The following is a 14,079-nucleotide window of genomic DNA, read 5'->3' on the forward strand; positions in this document are numbered from 1 at the left end:
CCAACGTACCTGAGGCTTGAGGCATCAAGGGAAAACCGGGAGTGTGCTATGCTGGCCTTTTTAAACCAGGTACGTAAACCGACCCTGGATCTGCCGCTCGACGTGCGGCGCAAGATGTGGTTTAAACCGTTCATGCAGTCCTATCTGGTGGTCTTCATCGGCTACCTGACCATGTACCTGATCCGCAAGAACTTTAACATTGCCCAGAACGACATGATTTCGACCTACGGGTTGAGCATGACCCAGTCTGGGGATGATTGGCCTGGGCTTTTCCATCACCTACGGCGTGGGTAAAACGCTGGTTTCCTACTACGCGGATGGCAAGAACACCAAGCAGTTCCTGCCGTTTATGCTGATCCTTTCCGCCATCTGCATGCTCGGCTTCAGCGCCAGCATGGGCGCCGGATCAACCAGCCTGTTCCTGATGATCGCCTTCTACGCGCTGAGCGGCTTCTTCCAGAGCACCGGCGGCTCGTGCAGCTACTCGACGATTACCAAGTGGACGCCGCGACGCAAGCGCGGATCGTACCTCGGGATGTGGAATATCTCCCACAACCTCGGCGGCGCGGGCGCGGCAGGGGTTGCGCTGTTTGGCGCCAACTACCTGTTCGACGGCCACGTCATCGGGATGTTTATCTTCCCGTCGATTATCGCGCTGATCGTCGGCTTTATCGGCCTGCGTTTTGGCAGCGACTCTCCTGAATCCTACGGCCTCGGCAATGCCGAAGAGCTGTTCGGGGAAGAGATCAGCGAAGAGGATAAAGAGACCGAAGATAGCGCGATGACCAAGTGGCAGATCTTCGTCGAGTATGTGCTGAAAAACAAAGTCATCTGGCTGCTGTGCTTCTCCAATATTTTCCTCTACGTGGTGCGTATCGGCATCGACCAGTGGTCGACCGTCTACGCTTTCCAGGAGCTGAAGCTGTCAAAAGAGGTGGCGATTCAGGGCTTTACCCTATTTGAAGTCGGCGCGCTGGTCGGCACCCTGATGTGGGGCTGGCTGTCGGATCTGGCCAACGGCCGCCGGGCGCTGGTAGCCTGCGTCGCGCTGGCGCTGATCATTGCGACGCTCGGCATTTATCAGCATGCCAGCAATCAGTATGTCTATCTGGCATCGCTGTTTGCCCTCGGCTTTTTGGTCTTTGGCCCGCAGCTGCTGATTGGCGTCGCGGCCGTCGGTTTTGTGCCGAAAAAAGCCATCGGCGCGGCTGACGGCATCAAAGGCACCTTCGCCTATCTGATTGGCGACAGCTTCGCCAAGCTGGGCCTCGGGATGATTGCCGACGGCACGCCGATCTTCGGCCTCACCGGCTGGGCGGGCACCTTTGCGGCGCTGGACGCGGCGGCAATCGGCTGTATCTGCCTGATGGCCATCGTGGCGGTATTTGAAGAACGTAAAATTCGCCGCGAGAAGAAGAAACAAAGTTTGCAGACCGCCTGAGGCATCAGGTATTGGTAACGTTGCCCGGCCTTCCCGCCGGGCTTTTTTATGCCGCAGGGCCAGGGCTTGTTTCAGGCTGACTCACCTGCCAGAGCAGCTCCCGCAGCCACTGCTGAGCCGGATCGCGATGGCTGCGTTCGTGCCAGGCCATGCTTTTGGTAAAGCCCGGGATCGTCAGCGGCGGCGGCGTGATAAGCATTCCTGAAGTCACTGTCGCCAGCCGGCGCGGCACCACCGCGATCATGTCGCTGACCGCCAGTATCTCCGGGAGCACTAAAAAGCTGCTTACCGATAGCCCCACCCGTCGACTACGGCCGACTGCCGCCAGCGCCTTGTCGGTCACCCCGCGAAAGCTGTCGCCCTCCCAGGACACCAGCATATGTTCCAGCGCGCAGAATTGGTCGAGCGTTAGCGGCGCGCCGGCCTGGGGATGATCGGCGCGCATCAGGCAGACGTACTCTTCGTGGTACAGCGCCCGACCGTGGAGCTCGGGCGGCGTTGAGGGCGGCGTGAGGAGCGCAATATCAACCTCTCCGCGTTCGGCCTGAGCCAGCAGCGTGGATGGCGACTCCGGAATAATGCGCACGCGGATCCCCGGCGCCAGCGGTTTCAGGGCGGCAATAAACGGCACGATCACCGCCTTCAACGCATAGTCGGTGGCGGCGATAGTCCAGGTGAAATCGGCGTTAAGCTGTTCGAAAACGGCGGGCTGCAGCAGGGCTTCGGCATCGGTCAGCAGCTGCTTTACCGGCGAAGCCAGCGCCTGCGCGCGCAGGGTCGGGATCATGCCATGCGGAGCACGGATAAACAGCGGATCGTTAAACGCATCGCGCAGCCGCGTAAGCATGCCGCTCACCGCCGGCTGCGTCAGCGCCAGCCGCTGGGCCGCGCGGGTGACGCTGCGCTCATCGAGCAGCGCATCCAGCGTTTTCAGCAGATTAAGATCGAGGTTTCTGATATCAGATTTCATGATAGCTTTCCGCAGCCGCGATAAGTCACATTATGGTACGCCCGGGAGTCGACAGCGCGCAAATTCCCATTATGATAGTGGGGCTGCGATAGAGTGAGAGGAAGCATGATCTGGTTAGGACTGGCCACGCTGGTGGTTGTATTTGTTGTAGGATTTCGGGTACTGACCTCTGATTCTCGTCGTGCGATTCGTCGTTTGAGCGAACGGCTGGGTATTACTCCCGTCCCGCTGGAATCGATGATCGATCAGCTGGGAAAAACCGCCGGAAGCGAGTATCTGCGCTACCTCGAGCGGCCTAACGAAGCGCATCTGCAAAACGCGGCTCAGGTTCTGCTGATCTGGCAGGTCGGCGTCGTCGATAGCAGCGAGCAGAACCTGCACTACTGGTATCGTTTGATGCAAAAATCTCGCCTGGCGGTGCCGATAACCGATGCGCAGATCCGCCTGGCGCAGGGGTTTCTCCGCGAGCTGGAGCCGGAATACGGTGATATTATCGCCCTGCAGCAGCGCTATAACGCCCTGTTTTTACCGGAAGAGGGCGTTCACTGGCTGCACTGATATCACTATCGGTGATGATGTTTATCCGGAATGGTGATTCGATTTATATCATTCCCCGCCGCATCATTGACCTCGTAAAGTTTGTTCACTCACGAGGTTAATGATGCACCAGCCCACCCAACAAAGCGCCATCGTCTGGCCGGAAGCGTATCTGCCGGGAACTACCGACAATTTTGCCTCCAACGAAATCATCGTCAGCGGCCTGACGGCGGCAGAAATTTGGGCGCAGCTCGACGATACGACGCGCTGGCCGACCTACTACAGCAACGTTGCGGACATCCACGTTGACGGCGGCGGCCCGCTGCTGAGCGCGAATGCGCGCTTTCGTTTCTCAACCTTTGGTTTTCCGATTGAGGCGCAGATCGTTGAATACGTTCCTCCGGCCGTCGGACAGGCCGCGCGCGTTGCCTGGCACGGCTGGGCAGAGGGCGACGAAGCCACGCGTCTTGACGTCATTCATGCCTGGCTATTCGAGGATTTACCCGGCGGCCGCGTGCGTATCCTGACCCAGGAGTCGCAGAAGGGCGTTCCGGCGCAGACGCTGGCGGCGAGCGTGCCGAATCCGATGATTAACGGGCATCAAGAGTGGATTTGCGGCCTGGTCACGGCAGCGCAGCGCGCGCGGGGCCAGTGATGCGGTAATTCGTACGGCGGCGGGCCTTGTCTGACGGGCTCGTCGGCGGCAAAGGAGAAACAATCAAGCTCAAAGCTGTCAAAACGTTAAAGTCGTCACACACAAAATGTTACACTGCGCGGCTTCCCCGTATTTCAACCATGCAGGTAACTAATGACTCCTTCGAATGCATCTACGTCACACGCCAGCCAGCCGGCACGGCCAAACTGGTCGGCGGTCTTTGCGGTGGCCTTCTGCGTGGCCTGCCTGATTACCGTTGAGTTCCTGCCGGTAAGCCTGCTGACGCCGATGGCGCAGGATTTAGGTATTTCCGAGGGGATGGCCGGACAGTCGGTCACCACGACCGCGTTTGTGGCGATGTTTGCCAGCCTGTTTATTACGTCCGTTATCCGCACCACCGACCGTCGCTACGTGGTGATCCTGTTTTCCGTGCTGCTGACGCTCTCCTGCCTGCTGGTCTCCTTTGCCAACAGCTTTTGGCTGCTGCTGCTGGGTCGCGCCTGTCTGGGGCTGGCGCTCGGGGGATTTTGGGCGATGTCGGCGTCGCTGACGATGCGCCTGGTTCCGACGCGAGTGGTGCCGAAGGCGCTGTCGGTGATCTTCGGGGCGGTGTCGATTGCGCTGGTGATCGCCGCGCCGCTGGGGAGTTTCCTCGGCGGCATTATCGGCTGGCGCAACGTCTTTAACGCCGCGGCGGTAATGGGCGTGCTGTGTACGATTTGGGTGCTGAAGGCGCTGCCTTCGCTGCCCGGCGAAGCGCCGCATCAGCAGCAAAATATGCTGGGACTGCTGAAGCGTCCCGGCGTGATGGCCGGGATGGGCGCGATTTTCATGGCCTTCGCCGGCCAGTTCTCCTTCTTTACCTACATTCGCCCGGTCTATATGACCCTCGCGGGCTTTGACGTTGATGGCCTGACGCTGGTGCTGCTGAGCTTTGGGATTGCCAGCTTTGTCGGGACCTCGCTGTCGTCGATGCTCCTGAAGCGCTCGGTGAAAACCGCCTTAGCGGTTGCGCCTGTGGTACTGGCGGTCTGCGCGGCGGTGCTGGTGCTGTGGGGCGAAAGCCAGGCCGTGGCCTCGGCGGTGGCGATTATTTGGGGCTTTGCCTTCGCCCTGATCCCGGTGGGCTGGTCAACGTGGATCACCCGTTCGCTGTCAGACCAGGCGGAAAAAGCCGGGTCGATCCAGGTCGCGGTGATTCAGTTGGCCAACACCTGCGGGGCCGCCGTTGGCGGCGTGGCGCTGGACCACTTGGGCCTGCTATCGCCGCTGTTTATCTCGGGCGCCCTGATGCTGCTGACCGGACTGCTGGTCACCACGAAGGTGCGGATATAACCGCGATCGCCTACGCCGGACGGGCGAACCCGGGCCGGGCATTCACGCCGCGACCCGGGACCGTTTCTGCGCTTAGAACCAGGCCTCGAACATGCCGCCGACGTTCAGCGAGTCCAGCTGGTCGCTGCTGGTACCCTTGACCCTGGCGGTATGCTTATTATCCACCTGGCCGCCGGTGACGTAGAAGCGCAGCATCGGCCGGAACTCCGGCCCCATTCCGATAGCAATGTTCTGCGACAGCGTCAGCTTCCAGCCCTTATTGTCGCCGCCTCGATCGTAGTCAACGCGCTGATAGCCGGCCTCCAGCCAGGTTGAATGCACGTCGTTCCAGAAATACATCGGACGAACAATCGCGCCGTAGTTTTTACGGTTATCGGTATTGTCCTTGCCGTTATCGTAATCATGGAAGGCCAGCAGATACTCCACCTGCGCCTGTTGGGTAAACTTGTGGCTGCCCTCAAAGCTGGCGTAAATGGCCGTCAGATCGTCGGTTTTGTTATAGACGCTGTTATCCGAGTTATCGGAATAGCGCAGGATAACTTTGTTGACCCCGCGGTCGTTGGTATGGCTCAGCACCAGGCCGCCCTGCCAGGCATCGAGCTGCGCGTCGTTATCTACCGCTTTTGAATCAAAGCCGTAGTTGGCATACACCTCAACGTCGATTGGCCCGGCCTTCATATTGTGGATTTTTGAGGTCAGCGCGTAGTGGCCGTCATCGCCGGTGCCGGAGCCGCCGGTACAGGTGATGCGCGACGGGTTGGACTCATCGGCCATCACCTCCGGGCTGCAGGACTCAACCTGTGAGACCCCCGCCACGTCGAACTGCACGCCGCCGATCTCACAGTTTTTCACCCCGGCGCCCTGGCCGTCGTGGTTCATCCAGAAGTAGTCGTTGATCCCCTGCTGCGGACGCTGGTGGAAGTCGCGGCCGGCCCAGATATAGGCGTTGGGGTTGGATTCGAGGACGTTGGTGACGCCGACGTAGGCCTTTTTCAGGTTAACTTCGTCGCTCCAGTGGTCGAACATGACGTTAATATCCCAGATAGCCCCCTGGCTGCTTTTAAAGGCCTTGGTTATCTGGAATTCGCCGCCGTTGCCTTCGTTGCCGAGACGGCCGATAGCCGACGCGCCGTTATAGGAGCCGTCGACGCCGACGAACTTCTGGTCGCCGGTCTGGAACTGGGCGCCGTAGCGGGCGTAGCCGCTAAATTTCAGGCCGAACGGGATAGCCATATCCGGCGAGGTCGCGGTGGTCTGGGGGTTGGTAATGACGTCCACCTTTTTATCGGCGGCGGCATCGATTTTGGCCTGACGGTCGGCCAGCGCTTTATCAACGGCTTTCGCCACAATGGCGTCTATTTGTTGCTGAGTAAAATCTTGCGCTAATACAGAAATTGGGCACAGCGCGGCAACGACCGCCATGGCTAATGGCAGCATTTTTACATTATTCATAATTATCTCGCGTGTAATAATTTATATATTAAGATAATAACCATCCCTCCCCGGTTAATAGACAGGGAAAACGACAGGATGACGGATATATATTAACGTTGGTATAGGTGAATAATTTCCTGTGAAAGTTCGCGAGCCAGCAGCGAGTTCATCAGATGGTCCTGGGCGTGAACCATAATCAGCGTCATCGGCTGGCGCGCCTCGCCTGCATCCTGCTCAATAAGTAGGGTCTGCATCTGGTGCGCCCGGCGGGCGTAGCCATCGGCTTCATTAAGCAGCAGCCTGGCTTCATCAATATTACCGTGGCGGGCAGCGTGAAGCGCTTCGAAACATAATGAGCGTGACTGTCCCGCATTCACGATAATTTCCATTACCGCGTCTTCTAATTCGATCATAATATTTCCTGAGGGTATTAACTTTATTATTTAAAGCGTACGGCGAAAGTCCCTTTTCCGCATAATTAAATCCGGTAAACCCCCGGCTTTGCCGGGGGACTCCGAAAGGTTTGACCTTTAAGTCAGTCGCGCGAATCTGAAATCTCCGCCAAGAGATGAGGATTCGTGATGAGAGACTATCAGAGCTTAAGCCATACGAAATGGGACTGTAAATATCACGTGGTTTATATCCCTAAACGCCGGAAACAGCGGTTATATGGTGCGCTGCGGCATGAGTTGGGAAAAATATTCCACGAGCTTGCGAGCCAGAAGGGCTGTCAGATTCTGGAGGGGCATCTGATGCGTGATCATGTCCACATGTGCATCAGCATACCGCCAAAGTACTCGGTATCGACAGTCGTCGGCTATCTGAAGGGAAAAAGCGCGATAGCGATAGCACGACACTTCGGCAGAGGTAAAAACTTCACCGGAGAAGTTTTCTGGGCACGAGGTTATTTCGTTTCAACCGTTGGTTTGGATGAAGCCACGGTCAGGGCATACATACGCAACCAGGAGAGAGAAGACGAACGATACGATCAAATGAAACTGAACGTATAGCAGCCGCCTTGGGCGGCTCATGGTTTGTCGGCGCCTTTGAGGCGCTCCCCCTAAAGCCTCCGGCTCTGCCGGAGGATACTTACTCCTGATGACGGTGTTATTTTTATCGGACGCTCCGGGAAATAGCGCTGAGAGCGTATTTCCCGACTATTACTGGCTTACGGTTTCAGCGACCGGAACGGCGCCTTTGGCTTTTTCGACTTCGGTTTTCATTAATGAGCGTTCATAGGCGCGGAGGAATGGCAGGTAAATGACGGCAGACATCACCATGCAAATGACGCACATCACTACCGGGCTCAGGGTCCAGTTGGCGGCCCAGGAGGCGCCGATGGGTGCCGGCGTGGTCCACGGCGTCAGCGAAACCACCTGAGTCAGCCAGCCGAGACGCGTTGCGCCGTAGGCCAGCACCGCGTTGATCATCGGCACGAACACGAACGGGATAAACATCATCGGGTTCATGATAATCGGCGCCCCGAACAGGATCGGCTCATTAATGTTGAAGAAGCTTGGCACGATGCCCATTTTGCCGATAGTCCGCAGGTGCGCCACGCGGCTGCGCAACAGCAGGAAAGCCAGAGGTAGCGTCGAGCCCACGCCGCCAATCAGCAGATAGTGGTCCCAGAAGCCCTGCAGATAAACGTGCGGCAGCGCGGCACCAGCGGCCAGTGCCGCCTGGTTTGCCGACAGGTTCGCCATCCAGAACGGGTTCATAATCCCGGTCACAATCAGCGAGCCGTGGATCCCGGCGAACCAGAAAATCTGGCACATCAGCACCGAGAGCAGAATTGCCGGCAGGGAGTCGGAGGCCGACACCAGCGGTTCCAGCAGATGCATAATCGCCTGCGGTAGGATCATACCAGTCTGCGCTTCGATAAACAGGTTCAGCGGGTGCAGCGTACCGATCACCACCAGCACCGGGATCAGGATTTCGAACGAGCGCGCGACGCCGGTGGGCACCTCTTTGGGCAGGCGGATAGTAATATTATTCCGCTTCAGCCATGCGTAAATGCGGGTGGAGTAGATGGCGGTAATTAAAGCGGTGAAGATCCCCTGGCCGGACAGATACTGGGTGGAAATTTTGCCGTCAGCGTAGGGCGCCGCGACCAGCAGGAAGGCCATAAAGGCCAGCAGGCCGGACATCACCGGGTCGAGCTGAAACTGGCGGCCGAGGCTGGCGCCAATGCCGACGGAAATAAAGAAGGTCATGACCCCCATGCTCAGGTTAAACGGCAGCATCAGCTGTTCACGATACTGCTGTGAGAAATCCAGCCAGCCGCGGGCAAAACCGTTGGTGGTGTCGGGCGAAAAAGGAGGAAAGATAAATACCAGCATGAAAGAGCCGATGATCATAAACGGCAATGCGGCAGTGAAGCCATCGCGGATGGCGATAACGTATTTCTGCTGCCCAAGGCGTCCTGCCAGCGGAGTAATAGATTGCTCGATCGCGGCAATCATGGACTGATACAGAGAACTCATTTGCACACCTCTTAATGCGCCGCTGCTATCAGCGACAGAGCGTAATCCAGGACGTTATCTCCCCGCTGCATTCCGTAGTCCATCGCGTTTATCGGCTGGACCGGAATATTCAGGGAGGCGGCTTTCTCAGATAAGGTTTTCAGCATGTATTTTACCTGGGGCCCGAGCAGCACCACCTGGTATTGCGGAAACTGCATGTCAAATTCGGAAACGCCGTAGGCGTCTATCTGCACCGGCAGGTTACGTTCCTTCGCCTCATCAACCATCTTCCTGACCAGCAGACTGGTGGACATCCCCGCAGAGCAGCACAGCATAATCTTGTACATCGGCACTCATCCTCGAAATGTAAAAAGTTATTGCGTGGATGATTTGATATCAGACGGAAACCGGTTTCCATTTATAAAAAACAGAACTGTGATAACCGTCAAGAACTAACGGGGTAAGGGCTGATTAATTAGATTCTGCTCACATAATTCCGTGGTTTCTGCGATGATTTTCCATGAAACGGAAAGTCGGTTTCCAAATAAAAAAGGAAACGGATATACTGCCGTTGGTTACTATTGAAGCGATTCAGGTTTTAAGATTTACAGGGATCGGCCCGACCCTGTCAGGGGAGAATGATGTCTACAATCAACGATGTATCACGGCTGGCTGGCGTCTCAAAGGCCACGGTTTCACGCGTATTGAGCGGTTCTCGCGGAGTCAAAGAGGCCAGTCGTCAGGCGGTACTGCAGGCGGCTGAAGAACTCAATTACCGGCCAAATATGATTGCCCAATCATTGTTCAGCCAGAGCACGGGCTGCATCGGGGTGATTTGCGCGCAGGATAATATCAACCAAACCACCAGCTATCTGTATGCCCTGGAAAAACAGCTCAGCCAGCATCAAAAGCATCTCCTGCTGCGCTTTGCGAACACCCGCGATGGGGTGATGAACTCGCTTGAAGAGCTCAGCTGCGGCCTGTGCGACGATATCCTGATTATCGGCGCCCGCTTTCCATTGAATATCGACCGGCCGGACGTGGCGCTGATCGACTGCCTCGAGAGCGAAGGGGCGAACAGCATTCAGTTTGACCACGCTTTTGCCGCGGAAACCGCCTGTAACTATTTGATTAGCCAGGGGCGACGTCAGATTGCGCTTATCCATCCCGAGGGGAGCGGCTTTGCCGATCAGGTGCTGCTGGGCTACAAGCATGCGCTGGAGAAAAACTTCCTGCCGTTTAATCGTAACCTGGTATTCCTTGACAGCATTTCGCCTTCGGTGGCGGTGCAGGAGCTGGTGAGCAACGCCACAACGTTGAATTTCAATGCGCTGCTGGTTGCCGATGAGCAGCAGGCGCAGCGGGTTGTCCCGCAGCTGCAGGCGTTCAGTCGCGCGGTGCCGGAAAAGGTGATGGTTTTTAGCCTGGCGGGATCGCTACAGCTGCCCGGTATTCCGACCATCCCGGCGATTGAGTACTCGATGGATGTGATGGCGATGCGGATCGTCAACTGGCTGACGGAAAAGACGCAAATGCTCGGTGGCAGCATGCTGCGCGGGGATCTTATTATTCCGAAAATCTGAGGCGGCCTGCGCACGGGCGCATAAAGCGGCGATTAACACCAAAAATACCTGCCAGCGGCGCAGCTGACAGGTATCTTCCTTCGCGCGGCGGGCAGCCTGCTGGGCGCGCCGCGAACGCGATCACTGCGCCGGGCAGGTAATTTTGTCGATCGCCGCCCGGTAGTTCTGCTGGTTATTACGCTCTTTGGCCAGAGTTGCCTCGCGGACGTAGGTTTGATTCTCTTTTGCGGCCAGAACGCTATTGGCAAAGTCGTTATCGCTAATGGCCGTCGCCGGGGCGCATTTTTCCTTCACCGCTTTTAATACCTGCTGTTTTTGCTGCTCGAACTGCAGGCTTTGTAGCGGCGATTCGGCCCGAGCCGCCGTGGCGCTGAGGGCGCTGACCAGGCACAACATCCAGCATGCTTTCATGGCGCTTCTCCGTAAAAGGTGATACCAAACTATATGCATAGCGCGCAAAACACGCAAATCACCTCGCCTTTAACTTATTTAAAATCAGTAGATTGCTCTGCTATGCCACCCGAGCGCGCCGCCGTGAATCCATGGCTATCAGCACCACCGACGACAGGATCAGCAGCGTGCCGAGCCAGTCCGGCAGCGTAAAGGTGATGCCCAGCAGCAGCAGCGAGAGCAGGGCGCTGCTCAGCGGCTCGGCGCAGCTGAGAATGCCCGCTTTCGCGCCGCCAATCATCTGCGCGCCGTTCAGATAAAGGCTGAAGGTCAGCGAAGTGCCGATCACCACCAGATAGAAGAAGGCCAGCAGCAGGGGGCCGTTGACCACAAAGTTGCTGCCCTGGCCGCCGTAGAACGGCAGCAGCATCGCCCCGCCGAGCAGCATGCTCCAGCCGACGATCGGCAGGGTGCCGTAGCGGGCGATAAGCGTTGACGGCCAGGTGGTGTAGAAGGCGGCGGCAAAGGCCGAAGCCACTCCCCAGAACAGCGCCGCGGGTGAAATGGAGAGCGTGGTCGGATTGCCGTGGGTCACCAGCAGAAACGTCCCCGCCAGCGACGTGCCGATGGCCGCCAGCACCAGCGGACGAGGCCGCGTTTTGCGGACCAGCGCGAACCAGGCGACGATAATCGTCGGCGACAGGAACTGCAGCACCGTCGCGGTGGCGGCGTTTGATTTTTCGATGGTCATCAGAAAGGTGTACTGCACGGTCAGCGCGCCAAACAGCGAGAAAATCAGCAGGCTGACGGCATCTTTGCGGTTTTGCAGGACGCGGAAAATTTTATCGCCGTGGACGAAAGCGAGCATCAGCAGGATCAGGCCGGCGAACAGCAGGCGCGTCATGGTCAGAAACGGTGATGACATCTGGCTTTGCTGCATAATGTACTGCGCGCAGACGCCGGAACTCCCCCATAGCACGGCGGCTATAAGCACATTCAGCATCCCTTTTTTACTGGAGCCCATCTTTCCCTCAGGTGGTATATCGCGAAAAGGGAATCATAGCATGAGCGGGGCCTGGCGGCGGGGCAGGAAATAGCCGGCGGACTATTTGGTCTGTGAGTTCGCTCCGGTTTGGCGATCCGTTGCGCAAGCTGAAGGCGGGTTAGATCCCGTCGAAAAGAAAATCTATTGACGCTTTAATAACCGCGCTCTGGTTATTCAGATTACAAACTTCTTCACCCACAGCCCGGTGCGGAATACTGGCAAGTTCATGGGTCATCACGACGTAGGCTTCCCCTGCCACGGTGACGACTGGCGTTAAACGATCGGCGCGTGGGCCTGTGTAAGCCGCCAGAGGAAACAGTGGAATCACAACCCGGGTATTGCGCTTACCGATGATGTCGTTTTGTACATCAAGGAGATAAGGATACGCAGCAACGCGTCCCGTATTCTTATAAACGTAATACTGCATACCTAAAACGTCCTGTATTCGTCAGAAATAGTTCCGTTTTCCTCAGTTAAATCATTTAAATACTCAATGGCCTGCGCATTCTCTTTTTGCCAGCGGGCCACTTCAATGCTGTGGATTTCGCTTTTCAAGGCTTGAGAAAGCGTATGAGAGAGATTGATGCCGGCCTCGCGGGCTTGTTTAACCAGGGCCGGGTCCAGCGTCACGCTGACATTTTGCTTATTGCGTTTTGCCGCTGGCATAGGGGATCTCCTGTGTTATTCACACGTGTAGATTACACAGAAATAAACAAACCCGCCATCAGGCGGGTTAAAATTCGCGCAATACTTATATGCAGGCCTAAGCCTTAGCTCAAATCGACGTTTTTACTGCCGAACAGCCAGGTCAGCGCAAAGCCGCACAGGTAAGAGACGGCCAGCCCCGCCGCGTAGACCGCCATCCCGGCGTAGATGCCGCTGCCGGAGGTCATCAGCGGCAGCGCCACCAGGCCGGACGGGCCGAAGACCGTATTCAGCCCCACCGGCAGGCCCAGCCACGCGATCAGGCCGAGGAAGAAGCCGCCGCAGGCGCCGCCGATGCAGGCGGTGACAAACGGCTTCATCCGCGGCAGGGTGACGCCATAAATCAGCGGTTCGCCGATACCGAGAAAGCCGGGGATAATCGCCCCTTTAATCTGGGTGCGCAGCAGCGAGCCGTGCTTCGCCCGCCAGTAAAGGGCCAGCGCCGCGCCCACCTGCCCGGCGCCGGCCATCGCCAGAATCGGAAACAGCGAGTTAAAGCCCTGCGCATCCACCAGCGCGAAATAGACCGGGACAAAGCCCTGATGGACGCCAAACATCACCGCCAGCAGGAACAGCCCCGCCAGCACCGCGGAGCCGAACGGGTTACCGTTGAGGTGCAGGAACAGCCACGACATTCCGGTAAACAGCCAGCCGCCAATCGGCATGATCACCGTAAAGGTGACCGCGCCCATAATCAGCAGGGTGACCGCCGAGGTAAGGATCATATCGAGGTTGGCCGGCATGATGCGCCGCACCTGTCTTTCCACCCATGCGCCGATAATCGAGGCGATCAGCACGCCGATAATATTGCCGCGCGGGTCGATGCCGTGGCCAAAGAAGGTGGAGATCCCGGCGTAAAATCCGCTGGTCGCTTCGGGGTTGTAGCCGAGGACGAACAGCGAGGCGATAATCGCTCCGTTAACCCCGGAGCCGCCAAACGCCTTCTGGGCGTTATAGCCGATTAAGATACTCAGGAAGGTAAACATCCCTTTGCTGAAGATCTTCATATAGCCGATCAGCGCCACCAGGCCGGCGTTAGGGTGCACATTCTCCAGGACGAAGATCTGCTCTGCCAGGGTGGCGAAGCCGAGCAGCAGGCCGACGGCGATGAAGCCGGGGATCAGCGGCGTAAAAATGGTGGCGAATTTGGCGAGAAACTTCTGCACCCCGCTGGTTTGCTTGCTCTTCAGCGCCTGCTTTTTCTCGGCGGCGATATCCGCCAGCGACGATGCATCCTGCGGCGCATCCTCCAGCATGGCGTTCATCATTTCCGCCGCGGTTTGCGCTTTTCCCGGGCCGAGGACGACCTGGAACTGCTCATCGCTGACGATAACCCCCATCACGCCTTCAAGCTGGCGAATCGCGGCGCTATCGGCCAGGGCTTCGTCACGCAGCGTCAGGCGCAGGCGGGTCATACAGTTGCCCGCCTGCGCCACGTTTGCGGCTCCGCCGACGTGGGCAAGGATCCGCGCTATCATCTCTTTGTTTATTTTTGCCATTGCAGATTACCTGTCTGTTG

General features: G+C 57.6%; 15 protein-coding genes and 1 pseudogene. 6 read left to right on the forward strand and 10 right to left on the reverse strand.

The genetic code is table 11. From position 1 onward, the window contains the following. Positions 1-48 precede the first annotated feature (48 nt). Positions 49-1,441: pseudogene (gene uhpT / locus ABOC21_RS25545) on the forward strand (hexose-6-phosphate:phosphate antiporter). A 46-nt stretch (positions 1,442-1,487) separates the two neighbouring features. Here the strand turns inward: uhpT and ABOC21_RS25550 are convergent. Next, positions 1,488-2,411, reverse strand: coding sequence for a LysR family transcriptional regulator (locus ABOC21_RS25550; RefSeq protein ID WP_426813716.1), 924 nt, complete (start codon positions 2,409-2,411; stop codon positions 1,488-1,490). A gap of 105 nt (positions 2,412-2,516) precedes the next feature. On the opposite strand from ABOC21_RS25550, the gene ABOC21_RS25555 reads away from it, so the two are divergent. The 3 genes from ABOC21_RS25555 (at position 2,517) to nepI (ending at position 4,938) form a co-directional block, all read left to right on the forward strand. Next, on the forward strand, positions 2,517-2,969 hold the full coding sequence (locus ABOC21_RS25555) for a DUF1198 family protein (RefSeq protein WP_426813717.1): 453 nt from the start codon (positions 2,517-2,519) through the stop codon (positions 2,967-2,969). 103 nt (positions 2,970-3,072) lie between these two features. Next, positions 3,073-3,603 (forward strand): SRPBCC domain-containing protein, encoded by a 531-nt coding sequence (locus tag ABOC21_RS25560; protein ID WP_426815579.1) that lies wholly within the window; start codon positions 3,073-3,075, stop codon positions 3,601-3,603. Between the two features lie 153 nt (positions 3,604-3,756). Then, positions 3,757-4,938, forward strand: a complete 1,182-nt coding sequence (nepI, locus tag ABOC21_RS25565; protein ID WP_426813718.1) for a purine ribonucleoside efflux pump NepI — start codon at positions 3,757-3,759, stop codon at positions 4,936-4,938. 72 nt (positions 4,939-5,010) lie between these two features. Here the strand turns inward: nepI and ABOC21_RS25570 are convergent, their stop codons facing one another. Then, positions 5,011-6,390 carry a carbohydrate porin gene (locus tag ABOC21_RS25570; RefSeq protein WP_426813719.1) on the reverse strand — a complete coding sequence of 460 codons (1,380 nt, stop codon included), beginning with the start codon at positions 6,388-6,390 and terminating at the stop codon, positions 5,011-5,013. A gap of 92 nt (positions 6,391-6,482) precedes the next feature. After that, on the reverse strand, positions 6,483-6,785 hold the full coding sequence (locus ABOC21_RS25575) for a PTS lactose/cellobiose transporter subunit IIA (RefSeq protein WP_426813720.1): 303 nt from the start codon (positions 6,783-6,785) through the stop codon (positions 6,483-6,485). A 168-nt stretch (positions 6,786-6,953) separates the two neighbouring features. Here ABOC21_RS25575 and tnpA point away from each other — a divergent pair, with 168 nt between their 5' ends. Beyond that, entirely contained in the window at positions 6,954-7,382 is a 429-nt protein-coding gene (gene tnpA / locus ABOC21_RS25580) for an IS200/IS605 family transposase (protein ID WP_426812394.1), read from the forward strand. A 150-nt stretch (positions 7,383-7,532) separates the two neighbouring features. On the opposite strand, the gene ABOC21_RS25585 is transcribed toward tnpA, so the two are convergent. Further along, the gene (locus ABOC21_RS25585; RefSeq protein WP_426813721.1) at positions 7,533-8,858 is read right to left on the reverse strand and encodes a PTS sugar transporter subunit IIC; all 1,326 of its coding nucleotides are present in this window, start codon (positions 8,856-8,858) and stop codon (positions 7,533-7,535) included. 11 nt (positions 8,859-8,869) lie between these two features. Beyond that, positions 8,870-9,184 carry a PTS sugar transporter subunit IIB gene (locus ABOC21_RS25590; protein ID WP_041143294.1) on the reverse strand — a complete coding sequence of 105 codons (315 nt, stop codon included), beginning with the start codon at positions 9,182-9,184 and terminating at the stop codon, positions 8,870-8,872. A 294-nt stretch (positions 9,185-9,478) separates the two neighbouring features. Between ABOC21_RS25590 and ABOC21_RS25595 the strand changes: the two genes are divergently transcribed. Further along, complete coding sequence (locus tag ABOC21_RS25595; RefSeq protein ID WP_426815580.1) at positions 9,479-10,420, forward strand: LacI family DNA-binding transcriptional regulator; 942 nt, start codon at positions 9,479-9,481, stop codon at positions 10,418-10,420. 120 nt (positions 10,421-10,540) lie between these two features. Here ABOC21_RS25595 and ABOC21_RS25600 read toward each other — a convergent pair whose 3' ends face one another. The 5 genes from ABOC21_RS25600 to murP form a co-directional block, all read right to left on the reverse strand. Continuing rightward, the gene (locus ABOC21_RS25600; protein WP_426813722.1) at positions 10,541-10,831 is read right to left on the reverse strand and encodes a YicS family protein; all 291 of its coding nucleotides are present in this window, start codon (positions 10,829-10,831) and stop codon (positions 10,541-10,543) included. Between the two features lie 100 nt (positions 10,832-10,931). Then, positions 10,932-11,834, reverse strand: a complete 903-nt coding sequence (locus ABOC21_RS25605; RefSeq protein ID WP_426813723.1) for an EamA family transporter — start codon at positions 11,832-11,834, stop codon at positions 10,932-10,934. 139 nt (positions 11,835-11,973) lie between these two features. Further along, complete coding sequence (locus ABOC21_RS25610; RefSeq protein WP_426813724.1) at positions 11,974-12,282, reverse strand: CcdB family protein; 309 nt, start codon at positions 12,280-12,282, stop codon at positions 11,974-11,976. 2 nt (positions 12,283-12,284) lie between these two features. Further along, on the reverse strand, positions 12,285-12,521 hold the full coding sequence (locus ABOC21_RS25615; RefSeq protein ID WP_426813725.1) for a type II toxin-antitoxin system CcdA family antitoxin: 237 nt from the start codon (positions 12,519-12,521) through the stop codon (positions 12,285-12,287). A gap of 104 nt (positions 12,522-12,625) precedes the next feature. Then, positions 12,626-14,059, reverse strand: a complete 1,434-nt coding sequence (gene murP, locus ABOC21_RS25620) for a PTS N-acetylmuramic acid transporter subunit IIBC (protein ID WP_426813726.1) — start codon at positions 14,057-14,059, stop codon at positions 12,626-12,628. Positions 14,060-14,079 lie beyond the last annotated feature (20 nt).

It is taken from the genome of Klebsiella sp. WOUb02 (assembly GCF_050058015.1).
In the GTDB taxonomy this organism is placed as follows: domain Bacteria; phylum Pseudomonadota; class Gammaproteobacteria; order Enterobacterales; family Enterobacteriaceae; genus Klebsiella.